The organism is Nonomuraea sp. CA-143628, from assembly GCF_050942315.1.
GTDB lineage: Bacteria > Actinomycetota > Actinomycetes > Streptosporangiales > Streptosporangiaceae > Nonomuraea.
In genome coordinates this window covers 4,095,386-4,108,782 of sequence record NZ_CP192072.1, presented here as the reverse complement: position 1 = coordinate 4,108,782, position 13,397 = coordinate 4,095,386, and the positions used below count along the sequence as shown (strand labels likewise).

General features: G+C 69.4%; 12 protein-coding genes. 7 read left to right on the top strand and 5 right to left on the bottom strand.

From position 1 onward, the window contains the following. The first annotated feature begins 126 nt into the window (after positions 1 to 126). The 3 genes from ACQP2T_RS19025 to cydB all read left to right on the top strand — a co-directional run bounded on the left by ACQP2T_RS19025 (position 127) and on the right by cydB (position 3,687). Positions 127 to 1,164: a polysaccharide deacetylase family protein gene (locus ACQP2T_RS19025; protein ID WP_433517437.1), complete on the top strand. Its 1,038-nt coding sequence runs from the start codon at positions 127 to 129 to the stop codon at positions 1,162 to 1,164. 290 nt (positions 1,165 to 1,454) lie between these two features. Further along, positions 1,455 to 2,798, top strand: a complete 1,344-nt coding sequence (locus ACQP2T_RS19020; protein WP_433517436.1) for a cytochrome ubiquinol oxidase subunit I — start codon at positions 1,455 to 1,457, stop codon at positions 2,796 to 2,798. A gap of 1 nt (position 2,799) precedes the next feature. Next, entirely contained in the window at positions 2,800 to 3,687 is an 888-nt protein-coding gene (cydB, locus tag ACQP2T_RS19015; RefSeq protein ID WP_433517435.1) for a cytochrome d ubiquinol oxidase subunit II, read from the top strand. 4 nt (positions 3,688 to 3,691) lie between these two features. Here cydB and ACQP2T_RS19010 read toward each other — a convergent pair whose 3' ends face one another. The 5 genes from ACQP2T_RS19010 to ACQP2T_RS18990 all read right to left on the bottom strand — a co-directional run bounded on the left by ACQP2T_RS19010 (position 3,692) and on the right by ACQP2T_RS18990 (position 9,684). Next, positions 3,692 to 3,892, bottom strand: coding sequence for a hypothetical protein (locus ACQP2T_RS19010; protein WP_433517434.1), 201 nt, complete (start codon positions 3,890 to 3,892; stop codon positions 3,692 to 3,694). 55 nt (positions 3,893 to 3,947) lie between these two features. Continuing rightward, positions 3,948 to 4,709: a class I SAM-dependent methyltransferase gene (locus ACQP2T_RS19005; protein WP_433517433.1), complete on the bottom strand. Its 762-nt coding sequence runs from the start codon at positions 4,707 to 4,709 to the stop codon at positions 3,948 to 3,950. 183 nt (positions 4,710 to 4,892) lie between these two features. Then, the gene (locus ACQP2T_RS19000; RefSeq protein ID WP_433517432.1) at positions 4,893 to 5,420 is read right to left on the bottom strand and encodes a hypothetical protein; all 528 of its coding nucleotides are present in this window, start codon (positions 5,418 to 5,420) and stop codon (positions 4,893 to 4,895) included. A gap of 197 nt (positions 5,421 to 5,617) precedes the next feature. Beyond that, complete coding sequence (locus ACQP2T_RS18995) at positions 5,618 to 7,621, bottom strand: zinc ribbon domain-containing protein (protein ID WP_433517431.1); 2,004 nt, start codon at positions 7,619 to 7,621, stop codon at positions 5,618 to 5,620. A gap of 1,076 nt (positions 7,622 to 8,697) precedes the next feature. Continuing rightward, on the bottom strand, positions 8,698 to 9,684 hold the full coding sequence (locus ACQP2T_RS18990) for a LacI family DNA-binding transcriptional regulator (RefSeq protein WP_433519799.1): 987 nt from the start codon (positions 9,682 to 9,684) through the stop codon (positions 8,698 to 8,700). A 199-nt stretch (positions 9,685 to 9,883) separates the two neighbouring features. On the opposite strand from ACQP2T_RS18990, the gene ACQP2T_RS18985 reads away from it, so the two are divergent. Genes ACQP2T_RS18985 through ACQP2T_RS18970 form a run of 4 tightly spaced genes read left to right on the top strand, consistent with a single transcriptional unit; the run spans position 9,884 to position 13,320 of the window. Beyond that, positions 9,884 to 10,699: an ABC transporter permease gene (locus tag ACQP2T_RS18985; protein ID WP_357941159.1), complete on the top strand. Its 816-nt coding sequence runs from the start codon at positions 9,884 to 9,886 to the stop codon at positions 10,697 to 10,699. A 39-nt stretch (positions 10,700 to 10,738) separates the two neighbouring features. Further along, positions 10,739 to 11,761, top strand: coding sequence for an ABC transporter substrate-binding protein (locus ACQP2T_RS18980; protein ID WP_393463513.1), 1,023 nt, complete (start codon positions 10,739 to 10,741; stop codon positions 11,759 to 11,761). Next, complete coding sequence (locus tag ACQP2T_RS18975; RefSeq protein ID WP_397304350.1) at positions 11,758 to 12,546, top strand: ABC transporter ATP-binding protein; 789 nt, start codon at positions 11,758 to 11,760, stop codon at positions 12,544 to 12,546. Before ACQP2T_RS18980 ends, ACQP2T_RS18975 begins: the two co-directional genes overlap by 4 nt. Positions 12,547 to 12,585: 39 nt before the next feature. Then, on the top strand, positions 12,586 to 13,320 hold the full coding sequence (locus ACQP2T_RS18970) for a hypothetical protein (protein WP_433517430.1): 735 nt from the start codon (positions 12,586 to 12,588) through the stop codon (positions 13,318 to 13,320). Positions 13,321 to 13,397: the final 77 nt, after the last annotated feature.

The window sequence follows — 13,397 nt, the reverse complement described above, 5'->3', positions numbered from 1 at the left end:
GAAGGGACGTTCGCGATAAGGCAACACTAGCCAGACGGACTATCACTCCTTATCGGATGCGCTCGCCTGGCGATCAAGGCTGGCAAAATGGGACCGGTGTGCAAAGGGCGAGTCGGGGGACAAAACGTGACGGCCGTGGCCGGCGTGGCCCGAGCGGCCCTGACGCGAGCGGCCCGAGCGGGCGATATGGCCCCTATAGCCAGACCTGTCCGCGTTGCCACGGCGGCCCGGTTCGTCCGTGTTGCCACCGTGGCCCGGCTCGTCCGTGTTGCCACCGTGGCCCGGCTCGTCCGTGTTGCCACCGTGGCAGCGGCCGCGGTCCTGCTGGCCAGCTGCGCAGCCAACGGCGGGTCAGGCGGTACGGCGGACGGCCCAGGAGGCGACACCACCGGCGCCACACCAGGCGGCACGGCCACCACCGCCGCACCCAGGTCCGACGCGACCACGCGGCCGCCCGACGGCCCGCCCGGCGCGGTGCCCCGGCGCGGCGAGGTGAAGGAGATCCAGGCCACGGGCTCCTTACCTCCGGTGATCAGCTCCATCCCCACCAAGCGCAAGGTGGTCTTCCTGACCATCGACGACGGGTGGGAGCAGGACCCCGGCTTCGTCCAGCAGGTACGCGACCGGCGGATCCCGATCACGGCGTTCGCCATGCGGGACGCGGTGGAGGCCAAGGGTCCGCCCGATCCCGCCGGCGGCCCCGGCCAGTTCGTCGGAGCCGGGAAATGGGGATATTTCCGGTCGTTACGTGACGCCCACGTACCCATCGAGAACCACACCCTCACCCACCCGAACCTCCGCCTCCTCGGCTACGACGCCCAGCGACGGGAGATCTGCGGCTCCTCCACCATCATCAGAAGGCAGCTGGGGACCAGGCCGACGCTGTTCAGGCCACCGTTCGGCAACTACAACACCGACACGCTCAGGGCCGCCAAGGACTGCGGCCTGAAGTCGGTACTGCTCTGGACGGCCACGGTCCAACCGGGCGGCAAGATCGCCTACCAGGTGCCCGACAAGCGCCTGCGCCCCGGCGACATCCTGCTGCTGCACTTCCGCCCGAACCTGGCCAGGGACTTCCGCGTCCTGGTCGACAAGATCAAGCGCCGGGGCTTCGAGCTGGGCAACCTCCAGGCGTACCTGGACGCCACGACCACCGCCCGCTGAGCCCTGCCGACAGCGGGTCACCCTCGGCGTACGCGCGGACCATCCCCGGACGTACGCGAGGGCCATCCTCGGACGTACGCCGGTCACCCTGGGCATAGGCGCGGGTCAGCCCTTGGACGTACGCGGGGATCAGCCCCTCGGTTGACGCGCCCGCCGACCCCCGTACGCCATCGTGGGACCACCGATCCGCAGGCTTGTGACGAAGATCGCATAGCCGTGCTCTACATGCTGTAGTACTACTTTAAGTAGATGCACTACAGCTTGTAGAGCTAAGCACCCGTGGGGGGAAGATGGACGCGCTCGATCTCGCGCGGTGGCAGTTCGGGGTGACCACCGTCTACCACTTTCTGTTCGTGCCGTTGACGATCGGCCTGGGCATCTTCGTGGCCGGGCTCCAGACCGCCTGGCACCGGACGGGGAAGGAGCACTACCTCCGGCTGACGAAGTTCTTCGGCAAGCTGTTCCTGATCAACTTCGCCATGGGCGTGGTCACCGGCATCGTGCAAGAGTTCCAGTTCGGCATGAACTGGAGCGAATACTCGACCTTCGTCGGCGACGTGTTCGGGGCGCCCCTGGCCATGGAGGCGCTGCTGGCCTTCTTCATGGAGTCCACGTTCCTGGGGCTGTGGATCTTCGGCTGGGAGCGGCTGCCGAAGAAGGTTCACCTGGCGTGCATCTGGGCCGCCGCCATCGGCTCTAACTTGTCCGCGTATTTCATCCTCGCGGCCAACGCCTGGATGAAGCACCCCGTCGGCTACGAGGTGGTCGACGGCCGGGCCAGGATGACCGATCTGTGGGCGGTGCTCACCAACCCCACCGCGATCGCCCAGGTGCCGCACGTCGTCGGCGCCGCCTTCATCGTGGCGGGCGGGTTCGTGCTGGCGGTCTGCGGCTACTGGCTGCTGAGGACGAAGGCCCCCATGTGGCGCAGTGCCGCCCGGGCCGCGCTGGTCATGACCGCACTGGCCGGCGCCGTCGTCGCGGGCACCGGCGACACCTCGGCCCGGCTGCTGTACGAGCAGCAGCCGATGAAGCTCGCCGCCGCCGAGGGCCTCCAGCACGACACCGCCGGAGCCCCGTTCTCCATCGTCCCCGGCGTCGAGATCCCCGGCCTCCTCAGCCTCCTCGCCAGCCACGACCCCACCGCCACCGTCCAAGGCACCGAGGACCTGCAGGCCAGGCTGGAGCAGCAGTTCGGCCCCGGCGACTACCGGCCCGACCAGACCGTGGTGTTCTGGTCGTTCCGAGTGATGATCGTCTTCGGACTGACCACGGTGGCGCTGTCGGTGCTCGGCCTCTGGCTCACCCGCCGCAGGCGCGAGTTGCCCCCCTGGCTGGCCCGGACCATGGTGCTGGCCCTGCCGCTGCCGTTCCTCGCGATGATCTCCGGCTGGCTGCTGAGCGAGATAGGCCGCCAGCCGTGGACGGTGACGGGTGAGCTGCTCACGGCCGCGAGTGTGTCCCCCGGCGTGAGCCTCGCCGAAGTGGCCACCTCACTCACGATCTTCACGCTCCTGTACGGCGGGCTCGCGGTGGCCGAGGCCGTACTCCTGACCAGGCACGTACGCAAGGGCCCCGAGCAGACGGAGCCCGTCCCCGCGACCGAGCGACTCCAGCCGTCGCTGATGTACTGAGGTGGAGACAGTGGTCAACCTGTGGTTCGTCATCATCGCCTTCCTCTGGACCGGCTACTTCGTGCTGGAGGGCTTCGACTTCGGTGTGGGCCTGCTGGCACCGTTCGTGAGCAGGGGCCCGGAGCAGCACCGGCAGAGCCTGGAGACGATCGGCCCAGTCTGGGACGGCAACGAGGTGTGGCTGATCACCGCGGTCGGCGCCATGTTCGCCGCCTTCCCCGCCTGGTACGCCGGGATGTTCAGCTCCTTCTACCTCCCGGTCGTGCTCATCCTGGTGGGCCTGATCGTGCGCGGCGTCGGCCTGGAGTGGCGCGGCAAGGTGACCAATCCGTTCTGGTGCGACCTCGGCATCGTGGCGGGCAGCGCCCTCCCGGCGTTCCTGTGGGGCGCGATCTTCGCCGACGTGCTCTTCGACAGCGCTCTCGCGGCGCTCGTGGGCGGCCTGTTCACCCTGGCGACCTGCGTACTCCACGGCGCCGTCTTCCTGTCCCTCAAGACCGACGGCCCCGTACGACGCCGCGCCCGCGCGGTCGCCCTGGCCGCGAGCGCCGTGGTCCTGCCGCTGGCCGTGGCGGCCCTGTCCAGCCTGGGCTCGATCCCCGCCCTGATCGCCATGGCGGCGCTGGCCGCCGGGGCGGCGCTGACGTACCGCCGCAGGGAAGGCTGGGCCTTCACCGCCACCGCCGGCGCCATCGCCCTGGCCTCGGTGGCGGTCTTCGCCGAGCTCCGATGGGCCCCGCTCCCGGGCATCACACTGACGGACGCGGCCTCAGGCCCGTACACGCTGACGATGCTCAGCTGGATCGGGCTGATCACGCTGCCGTTCGTCCTGGTCTACCAGGGCTGGACCTACTGGGTGTTCCGCAAGCGGGTCGCCCTGACGCACTGAAGGATCAGCGGTGGGTGCGCAGCGCGGTGAGCAGCCATTGGAAGGCCGGGACCGCCGGCGGATCCGGCGGGATCCCCTTCTCCAGGGCGGCGGCCGCGTGCTCAAGGACCAGGGGCCGGAGGTTGAGGCCGAACTCGAGGCGATTGTCCTGCCGGCCGCTCAGCACCAGCTGCCCAATCGTGTACAGATCGGTCGCATCGCTCATGGCTCGACTCTGCACCTTCCACCCACTGGAACCTCAAGCGACGCGACCCACCTTCTCAGCCGGCCAGGACGAGCAGGTCGCAGTCTTCCTCGACGGGGCCGGTGTCGGGATGTGTGGCGAGGTCGGCGTCCAGCGCGGCGAAGCCCTCGGTTATTTCCCGCTCCGTCATGTGGTCGAAGATCGAACTGGCACGCAGCCGCAGCCGCGCGGCGTAGTCGGTACGGCTGGCCGCGAGACGGTGCCGAACCGAGGTGAGGGCGACCAGGCGCAGGTTGACCGTGGCGAAGGCCGCCGCCACTTCGGCGACGGTGGGAAAGACCTCTTCCTCGATGGTCCGGGCGCGTGGAAACCAGCGGTGCCACAGCGGGTTGGGCAACCGATCGGCGAAGGCGTTGCGGATGAGCACCCGGCCGTCTGGGGCCAGCACGCGAGCGATCTCCGCGGCCGCCGCCAGTAGGTCCTGGATGTGATGGATCACCAGGTAGAGCAGGGTCAGGTCGCAGGCGTCGCCGGGCAGTGGGATCTCGTCGGCGGCGCCCGCGAGATAGCTGACCGACGGGTGAGTGGAGATGTTCGCCGCTACCTGACGCATCCGGACGGAGGGCTCGACGCCGTACACCGGGCCGCCGAAGGTGTCGGCGAGGGCCGGGGAGAACCGGCCGGTACCGCTGCCCAGGTCCAGGACCGTCAGTGGCCGCCGGGACGGCGCGTGCCGGGCGAATTCCGCCATCCAGGCGGCGACCACGTCGGGAGGCAGCGCTCGGCCGCGGGCGTAGACCAGGTGCTGGCGGTCGTCGTAGTTGATTCGTCTCAGCACACTGCCGAACCTACGCCGCACCCGCTGGGCATCCAAGCGGAAGCCGTACTCCAGGCGGTAGCGATCATTCGGCGGGGGGATGGCGGTAGACGTTGACGAGGAATCGGCTGAGGTCGCCGCGGTGGAACCCGGTGAACCTCTCCAGCGGATTGCCCGCGTCGTCGAACGCCACGCTGCGCAGGATCAGCAAAGGAGCCCCTGGCAGGACCTGCAACGCCTCGGCCATCGCCTCGCAAGGCATCCCGCGCTTGCGTTCCTGGCGAGCCGCCAGCTGACCCGACAGCGAACAAGATCCCCGACAGAGTCAAGCTTAGGTAAACACAGGGAACCGAAGACGCTCCAGCTCCAGACGGTCGCGCCGACGACGCCCGGGATGATCCATGGGATCATGAACAGGCCCCGCCACGCCCCGCGCAGCAGCAGGAACGGTGAGCGCAGCAGCAGCGCCGCCGCGTACCCGATCAGCAGCGCCCCGGCGACGGAGACTAGCGTCCACACGAGGGTGTTGAGCATCGTGCGCCCGAAATTGGGCGCGTCGAACAGCTGGCCGAACGCCTCCGTGCTGGTCAGGGCGCGCTCCAGGACGGCGATGACCGGGACGACGGTCAGGACCGCCATCAGCCCCGCGGCCGGGAGCATGAGCCCGATCCCACGACGGGTCGCGCTCATGTTCAGCCGGCCGGTCCGGCTTATCGTCTCGGCTGTGCTCATCAGGCCGGGCCGAGATTCTTCTTGGCTTCTGTCATGATCGCGGCAGCTCCCTGCTGCGGGTCTTGGACCCGAGTGCGACCTCCTGGATCGTGTCGTGCACGAACGGGATCATCGCGGTCCAGCGCGGATTGTTGGGGGCGGGGATGGAGTGCTGCTCGCCGTAAGCGTCTTGAATTCCCTGTGGTTCCCTGAAGGATTCAGGCAACTCGGACAGGCGTGGCCTGGCCTGGGCCACCCCCGTGCTCGTTGAGCATGAGCACGGGGGTGGCTTTGGCGTGGTGGAAGCCGGTCCGATGGTGGGAATTCCTGACATGCCCTGTCCGGTACGGCTGGTGCCGTCCCGGCTTGGGTGCATGGCCCGCCGGACGCTGTCCACCGCTGGCAGGCGGTGGGGCGGGCACCGTGCGCCGGTCAGGCACACGGCTGAAAGTCATCAGGTTGTCTCGTGAATTGTTTCGCGAGTTGGCCGAGGTGGTCCGGGTGGGTCGTTTCGGGGTGGGGCGCCTCTTGGCTCTGTCGCGTGCTGCCGGGCGGGGGTGCAGGTCGGTCCGGGTGCGGCGGGCGCGCCGGGCCGCCCGGGTGAATTTGCGTCGCGGCCGGGCGCGGGCCACGTTCCCCTCCACGACGGCATGGATGGTGCGCACGCCGGTGGAACGGTGGGTGCGAGTAGCCTTCTGCCCGAGCAGGCCGCGTGCGAGGATCCGCTCGGCCGCTGCCCAGTCCCGGTCACACGACAGGCCACAGGCCGGGCAGTACGCCCACCTCCAGCCCCGCTCGCCGAGCCGATCCGGAGCCGGGCCATGCGTGAGCACCGACGCGCCCTGACCGCAGCGCGGGCAGTATCGGGAGGTGCCACGCGCCGGGACGGTCACCACCGCGATGGCGTGCTTGGCGGCCAGGTGCCGGATCGCCTCGACAATCCGCCCGCGCACCTGCCCCGACAGGCGCGCGTTCACGCTCCCTCGGCGCCCGCGCGCCTCCAGGGTCGCCAGATCCTCCACATAGATGACCGTCGCCCCGGCAGCCATCGTCTGGTCGACCGCCCAGCGTGCCGCCGACCAGGCCAGCGCCTTGTTCAGGTTGCGGATGCGGGCGCACAGCCGCTCATGTTCGACCCCGAGCGCCTGCCGGGCCGTACGCAACGCGGCGTAGCGGGAATCAGCGGGTGTGATGTCGGCCAGCAGCCTTTCCAGGTGCTGGTGTTTGGCGGCCAGGTGTTCACGCTCGGCCCGCAACCGGTGCAGCTTGGCCGACACGCCGCTCGCGTCGTAGGCGAACGGCCGCCCATCACTGATCACCCGCCCATCGGCCAGGCACCCCACCGTGCCGGTCAGCACCGTGTTGAGGCCCCAGTCGAAGCCGCACCCGACCGTATGACCGGTAGCGGGCGCGAAACCGATCGGGATCTTGAACGGTAGATCGATGCGCACCCGTCCCTTGGTCACCCGCACGGTGGGGGCGCACAACGTCGCTTCTGGCGGCACCGTCGGCGGCAAAGCGATCGGCAGCACATGCCACGCCCAGTCCCTTCCGCTGGCCGGGGATTCGACCAGCGGGAGCCGCACCCGCAGGCGGGCGCTGTGGTCGCTGGTGCGTTGCAGGGTGAGCAGTTGCCGGTCGGCCGCCGCCAAAACCACCTGCGCCGCCACCTTCGGCGGCTCCTCCAGTTCGGTCAGATCGGCCGGGAACGCGTCATGCTCATCGAGGTGGGCGCGAACCTGCCGGGTCCGGTTCCGGATGTCCGCCGCCGTCACCCCGTCCGGCAGCAGCGTGCGTAGCGCCTGCCATTCGGCGTCGGTGCGCGCACCCGTATCCTGCGGCCAGGTCGCCACGATCGCCGCCACCAGGCAGCGCCGGTGCAACGCCAGCCGCAACAGGCGAGCGGCCTGCTCTTGGGCGCACCGCAGCACCCGATCACACACATGCACACCCGAGGGCGGACCCACGCCCCAGCCGAGCCGGCGCAGGGCCATCCAGCCCTTGGACGGCAACTCCCGCCCGTCCGGCCCCACCCCCGACGCCAAGGCGTCCAGATCAGCAGCATTCCACCGGGCCGCCACCAAGCAGGCGGCCAGATCGCGAGTCAGGCCGGTCAGCCAGGCCACCCGCTGTGCCAGGACCGCGTGAGGGACCGCCTCGCCGGTTTTCTCCGCCAGGGCGGCGAGGGCGGTGCACGGAGCGGTCGCGGTGAGCTCACTCATACACCGCCCCCGTCAGGTCATGGGTTCCCAGGCGGCATCGACGCGTGCACTGCCCAACTCGCAGTCCACCCCGCATCCCGCCCACCCCCCATCTGCACGACGTGTGACCGTAACGCTACCAAGAGTTGGCATCTTTGGATAGAACGTGTGAGCGATATCCATCCGCCGGATGCCGACGCCGACCCCTCGCCTCACCGCGACAATGTCGGCACACGCGATCAGGCCACGCGCCAAAGAACCACCTACGGGCACCGCGCCACCATCTGCACCGAGATCCGCCGCACCCCGCTGGCCAACCTCGTACAGTCCGTGCACGCACCGCCGAGCCCGACAGCGCGGCGAACCGGAAGTCGACGGTCACGGCCCACCCCCTGGGCGTCCAAGCAAACGCCGCCCCGCTTCCACACCCAAGGCTTGCCCGGAATGCCCACACGCGCCGCCGCACCCGAAGACGAGACCGTTTCGTGCCCCTGACCACGTTCCACCGGCGCAACAGGACTACGAGCCCATAGCAGAAGCTGGGGTTCTCATAGCGAATATGAGGAACGGTTCATACCCTTGAAACCGCACATCGACGAGCGCTGGACGGCCAGGAGGCCATTGCGGCCGGTCGGGCGAAGGCGCTGATCACCAACTGCCCGAGTTTGGAATGCACAGCGAAGAAGGGCCACGCACAAGAGTGCAAGGTGGTCGATCGGATTCCCTCCACAGAGGAATGGAAGCTTCTCGCAGAACTCGGCATCGTGCCTTGCTGGACTGCGAATGACCCCTGGTATGCCGCTTTACTCTCCTGGCGAAGCGCTGGAAAGGCAGTCCGAGCGAAGCGAGGCCCGCCAGGGGAGCGGGCGTGAGCCCGCCTGGGGGGACGTCCGGAGCGAAGCGAGGCCCGCCAGGGGGGCGGGCGTGAGCCCGCCTGGGGGGACGTCCGGAGCGAAGCGGAGGTCCTTTGTGGGTGGGTGGGCAGCAGACGGCCAACCACCGAATCGGGTAAGGGGTGGGAGAGAAGAACGCCCGGAGCGAAGCGAAGGCCCTTTTTGGGCGGGCCGCCAGGAAAGAATGCCCGGAGCGGAGGTCCTTTACGGCGGCCCGATGGTGCTGGCGCGCAAGATGACCGTCCCCGGCACCCGTTCGATTCGCCGTCGTCCCCGGCTCCCGTCTCGCAGGGCCAGAGCGATCACCCGCTCCCCCATCTCCTCCAACGGCAGCGACACCGTCGTCAGCGGTGGTGTCAGGTCCCGTACCACCGGGATGTCGTCGAAGCCCGCCAGCGACACGTCCCCCGGCACCCGCAGCCCGCGTTCCCGCAAGGCGGCCAGCGCTCCCACCGCCATCACGTCCGTGGCGGCGAACAGGCAGGTGGCGTCGAGCCCTCGGTCCAGGAGGGCGGAGGCTCCGGCGTAGCCGCCCTCGCGGCTGAACGGGCCCTCCACGATCTGGTCGACCGAGACCCCGGCCGCCGCCAGGGCGTCGCGGAAGCCGCCGACCCGGTCCACGACGGTGCTGAGGCCGGGCGGGCCCGACAGGATGGCGAAGCGGCGGTGTCCGAGGGCGAGCAGGGCGCGGGCCAGGGCGGCGGCGCCCTCGCGGTTCTCCGGGAGTACGGTGTCGACGCGCAGGCTGCGGTGCCGGCTGACCACGGCGACGCGGCCGCCGGCGTTCAGGTAGGGGCGGAGTTCGACGTCCATGGCCCGTTCCCAGCCGCGGTCCTCGAAGCCGGAGCCGATCAGCAGGATCGCGCGGGCCCGCTGGGCGCGCAGCATGGAGACGTAGGCCACCTCGCGCGTGCTGTCGCGGAACGTGCTGGCCAGCATCACCAGCAGGTCGCGCTGCGCGGCGGCGCGCATGACGCCCCTGGCGATGCCGGAGAAGTAGGGGTCGCTGACGTCGTGGCAGATGACGCCGACGGTCTCGTTGGAGGCCCGGACGAGGGCCTGGGCGTGGGCGTTCGGTGTGTACGCGAGCTCGGAGGCGGCGGCCTCGACCCGGTCGCGCAGGTCTTCGCGGACCCTGGCGGTGCCGTTGAGGACGCGTGAGGCGGTGGCTAGGGAGACTCCGGCGGCCATGGCCACATCCCGGAGAGTGACGTGAACGCGATCGGCCACTCGCCCTCCTGTAACAGGAAGTTAACGACCATTGACCCCTGGACCATGCCGGGTTAGCGTACCGCAGGAAAGCGCTTTCAGATAGCGCTTTCTCGCATTTGGCCTGATGGCACGCGATGGAGGGATACCTTCGATCGTGGTACAGACCGCTGATGGAATCGTGCGGCGCGAGAGTCCGAGCTCGCGCGACCGCGTCGTGGAACTGGCGGACCGGTCCTGGCGGCCGTTCGCCCTGCTCGCCGCCTGCTACGCGATCTGGTGGGCGATCACCGAGTTCGAGATCGTGCCCAGGTTCCTCGTACCCTCGCCCGGAGTCACCCTCCAGGTGATGGCCGACAAGGCCGGCTACCTCGCCCACCACACCTTGGTGACCGGCTACGAGACGGTGCTCGGCTTCGCGATCGCCGTCGTCGTCGGCGTCGCCGCGGCAGTGCTCATGGTGGCCTCGGCCGAGGTCGAGAAGACCCTTTACCCGCTGCTGCTGTTCGCGCAGGTCGTACCGAAGATCGCGATCGCCCCGCTGTTCGTGGTCTGGCTCGGGTTCGGGCTGACGCCCAGGATCGTGGTCGCCGTGCTGATCGCGTTCTTCCCCGTCGTCATCTCCATGGTCACCGGCCTGAAGTCGGTGGATCCGGAGATGCTCCAGCTGGCTTCGACCATGGGTGCGAGCCCGGCGAAGACCTTCGCCAAGATCAGGTTTCCCGCCTCCCTGCCGTTCCTGTTCTCCGGGTTGAAGGTCGCCGTGACGCTCGCCGTCACCGGGGCGGTCGTGGGCGAGTTCGTCGGCGGCAACGACGGGCTCGGGTCGGTCATCCTGCAGGCCAACGGCAACATCGACACGCCCATGCTCTTCGCGGGACTCCTCGTCATGTCCCTGCTCGGCGTCGTGCTCTTCGTCGCCGTCGAGTTCGCCGAGCGGCTGCTGCTGCCCTGGCACGCCAGCCGCCGCGGCGACGCCGTAACCGTCACGTACTGAGCAACGATCCCGCCGAAGACCTCACCCCCTGAGGACGCCATGAAGACACGCACGCTGATCGCCGCCATAGCCCCGGCTCTGCTCCTGTTCGCCACCGCGTGCGGCTCCGGCGGCGGCGAGAAGACCACCAGCTCGTCGGGCAAGCAGCTCGACAAGGCCACGCTCACCCTCAACTGGTATCCGTACGGCGAGCACGCGCCCTTCTACTACGGCAAGACGAAGGGCATCTTCGAAAAACACGGCATCGACCTGACGATCCAGGCCGGGCAGGGCTCGCAGAAGACCGTCCAGGCCACCGGCGCCGGCCAGACGGACTTCGGCTGGGCCGACACCCCCGCGCTGCTCGGCGGAGTGAGCTCGGGCGTGCCGGTGAAGAGCCTGGGCGTCTTCCTGCAGACGACCCCGGCCTCGGTGCAGTTCTTCCAGGAGAAGAACATCACCAAGCCGGCGGACCTGAAGGGCAAGACGATCGCCTCGACGGCCGGTGACGCGCTCACCAAGACCTTCCCGGTGTTCCTCAAGGCCAACGGGATGAGCGACGCCGACGTCAAGCTGCAGAACACCGACCCGGCCGGCAAGATCGCGGCGGTCATGTCGGGGCAGACGGACGCGCTGCTCGGCTACGCCTCCGACCAGGGCCCGACCATGCAGAACAAGGCCGGCAAGCCGGTCGCGTACCTGCGCTTCTCCGAGTTCGGCCTGAACTACTACAGCAACGGCCTGCTCACCTCCTCCTCCTTCCTGCAGAGCAAGGCCGACCTGGTCAAGCGGATGGTCGCGGCCACCAGCGAGGCGTGGGCGGCGGCGGAGAAGGACCAGCAGGCCGCGGTGGACGCCATGAAGGGCGCCTCGGAGCAGCTGCCGCCGGCTCAGGTGCTGCTCGACCAGTTCAAGACCACGACCACGCTGCTGCACACCGACGCCACCCAGGGACAGGCGCCGGGCGTCAACACCGAGGCCGACTGGCAGAAGACGATCGACACCTTCGCCAAGGCCGGGATGGTCTCCAACCCGCAGGCGCCCAGCGCCTACTGGGACGCCAGCGTGGCGCCGAAGGGATGACCGTGACGCAACAGGCACCCGCCGTCGAGATCGACAAGGTGGCGGTGCGGTTCCGATCGAAGAAGCGCGACGTGGTCGCGCTGGAGAACGTGTCGATGGACGTCCGACCCGGCGAGTTCGTGTCCATCGTGGGCCCGTCGGGATGCGGCAAGTCGACGCTGCTCAAGCTGGTCTCCGGGCTGCTCAAGCCGTCGGCGGGCGCGGTGCGGCTGCTCGGCGGCACGGTCGGCGGCCCGCGCCACGACGTCGGGTACGTCTTCCAGCGCGCCGCCCTGCTGGAGTGGCGTTCGGCGCGCAAGAACATCCTGCTGCAGGCCGAGATGCGCGACATGCCGCAGAAGGAGGCCGCCGCCAGGGCCGACGAGCTGATCGAGATGACCGGGCTGACGGGCTTCGAGGACGCGTTGCCGCATGAGCTGTCCGGCGGGATGCAGCAGCGGGTGGCGCTGTGCCGCGCGCTGCTGCACCGGCCGCCGGTGCTGCTCATGGACGAGCCGTTCGGCGCGCTGGACGCCCTGACCCGCGAGCAGATGAACGTCGAGCTGCACCGCATCTGGCACGAGACCGAGACCACGGTGCTGCTCGTCACGCACTCCATCGCCGAGGCGGTCTACCTGGGCAACCGGGTGATCGTCATGACGCCGCGGCCCGGCACGATCGCCGAGGTCATCGACGTGGCGCTGCCACGGGTACGCGACTACGCGGCGACCATGTCCCAGCCCGCCTTCGCCGCCGCGACCAGCCACATCCGCGACCTGCTGGGGGCCGCCACGCACCACGATTGACCGCTCGGATCCACCCCCTCCCCCACTGAGAGGATTCCGATGCCCACTTTCGTCCGCTTGTGCGCGCTCGCACTGGTGCTGGTCCTGGCCCAGTTCATCGCGCCCACCGCCCACGCCGCCGACCAGGTGGAAGCCGCCGCGAAAGCTCCCGACTGCACGTTGGGCCGCACGGTCGTCCGCAAGACCAACGCCGCCACCAGCTGGGCCCCGGTCACCCCCGCCAAGTGGCAGTTCCCCGGCGACCAGGTGATCCTCGCCGAAGCCGGGGAAGCGCGCCCCGGCCCGCGCCGCCCCTTCGAGTACGCCGTGCTGACCAAGGGCCCGGTCTTCGGCTCGGTGCAGATCGACGCCGAGGTACGGCTCGACACGCCGACCAGCGTCAGCAACCGCGACGTGATCATCGTGTTCGGGTACCGCTCCGACCTGGAGTTCAACTACGCCCACCTGTCGCAGGACAACACCATCTATCCCCACAACGGGATCTTCGTGGTGAACAACGCCGATCGCCTGCGCATCGACGACCAGTGGAACGGCCAGGTCGGCGCGCCGCCCGCGGTCACCGATGAGGCGTGGCACAAGGTCCGCGTCCGCTACTGCGCGGACACCGGCCGCGTCTCGGTCTTCATGGACGGCTCCACGACACCGCTGATCACGGCCACGGACCGGACGTTCCCCTCGGGCCGCGTCGGCTTCGGCTCGTTCGACAACATCGGGCGGGTGCGCAACCTGACCGTCACCGGCACACCGGCCTGCGCCGACCGCTCCCAGCCCTGACCACCTGCGTCGAGCAACGCACAACCTCTCACGTCACCCTTCTTGACTCCTCCCCCTTCTCCCTTTACCGTCCCCGG

Coding starts and splice junctions, on each gene's coding strand:
- ACQP2T_RS19020 (WP_433517436.1), top strand. CDS start 1,455: ATGGACGCGCTCGATCTCGCGCGGTGGCAGTTCGGGGTGACCACCGTC.
- ACQP2T_RS19010 (WP_433517434.1), bottom strand. CDS start 3,892: ATGAGCGATGCGACCGATCTGTACACGATTGGGCAGCTGGTGCTGAGC.
- ACQP2T_RS19000 (WP_433517432.1), bottom strand. CDS start 5,420: ATGAGCACAGCCGAGACGATAAGCCGGACCGGCCGGCTGAACATGAGC.
- ACQP2T_RS18995 (WP_433517431.1), bottom strand. CDS start 7,621: ATGAGTGAGCTCACCGCGACCGCTCCGTGCACCGCCCTCGCCGCCCTG.
- ACQP2T_RS18990 (WP_433519799.1), bottom strand. CDS start 9,684: ATGGCCGCCGGAGTCTCCCTAGCCACCGCCTCACGCGTCCTCAACGGC.
- ACQP2T_RS18980 (WP_393463513.1), top strand. CDS start 10,739: ATGAAGACACGCACGCTGATCGCCGCCATAGCCCCGGCTCTGCTCCTG.
- ACQP2T_RS18975 (WP_397304350.1), top strand. CDS start 11,758: ATGACCGTGACGCAACAGGCACCCGCCGTCGAGATCGACAAGGTGGCG.
- ACQP2T_RS18970 (WP_433517430.1), top strand. CDS start 12,586: ATGCCCACTTTCGTCCGCTTGTGCGCGCTCGCACTGGTGCTGGTCCTG.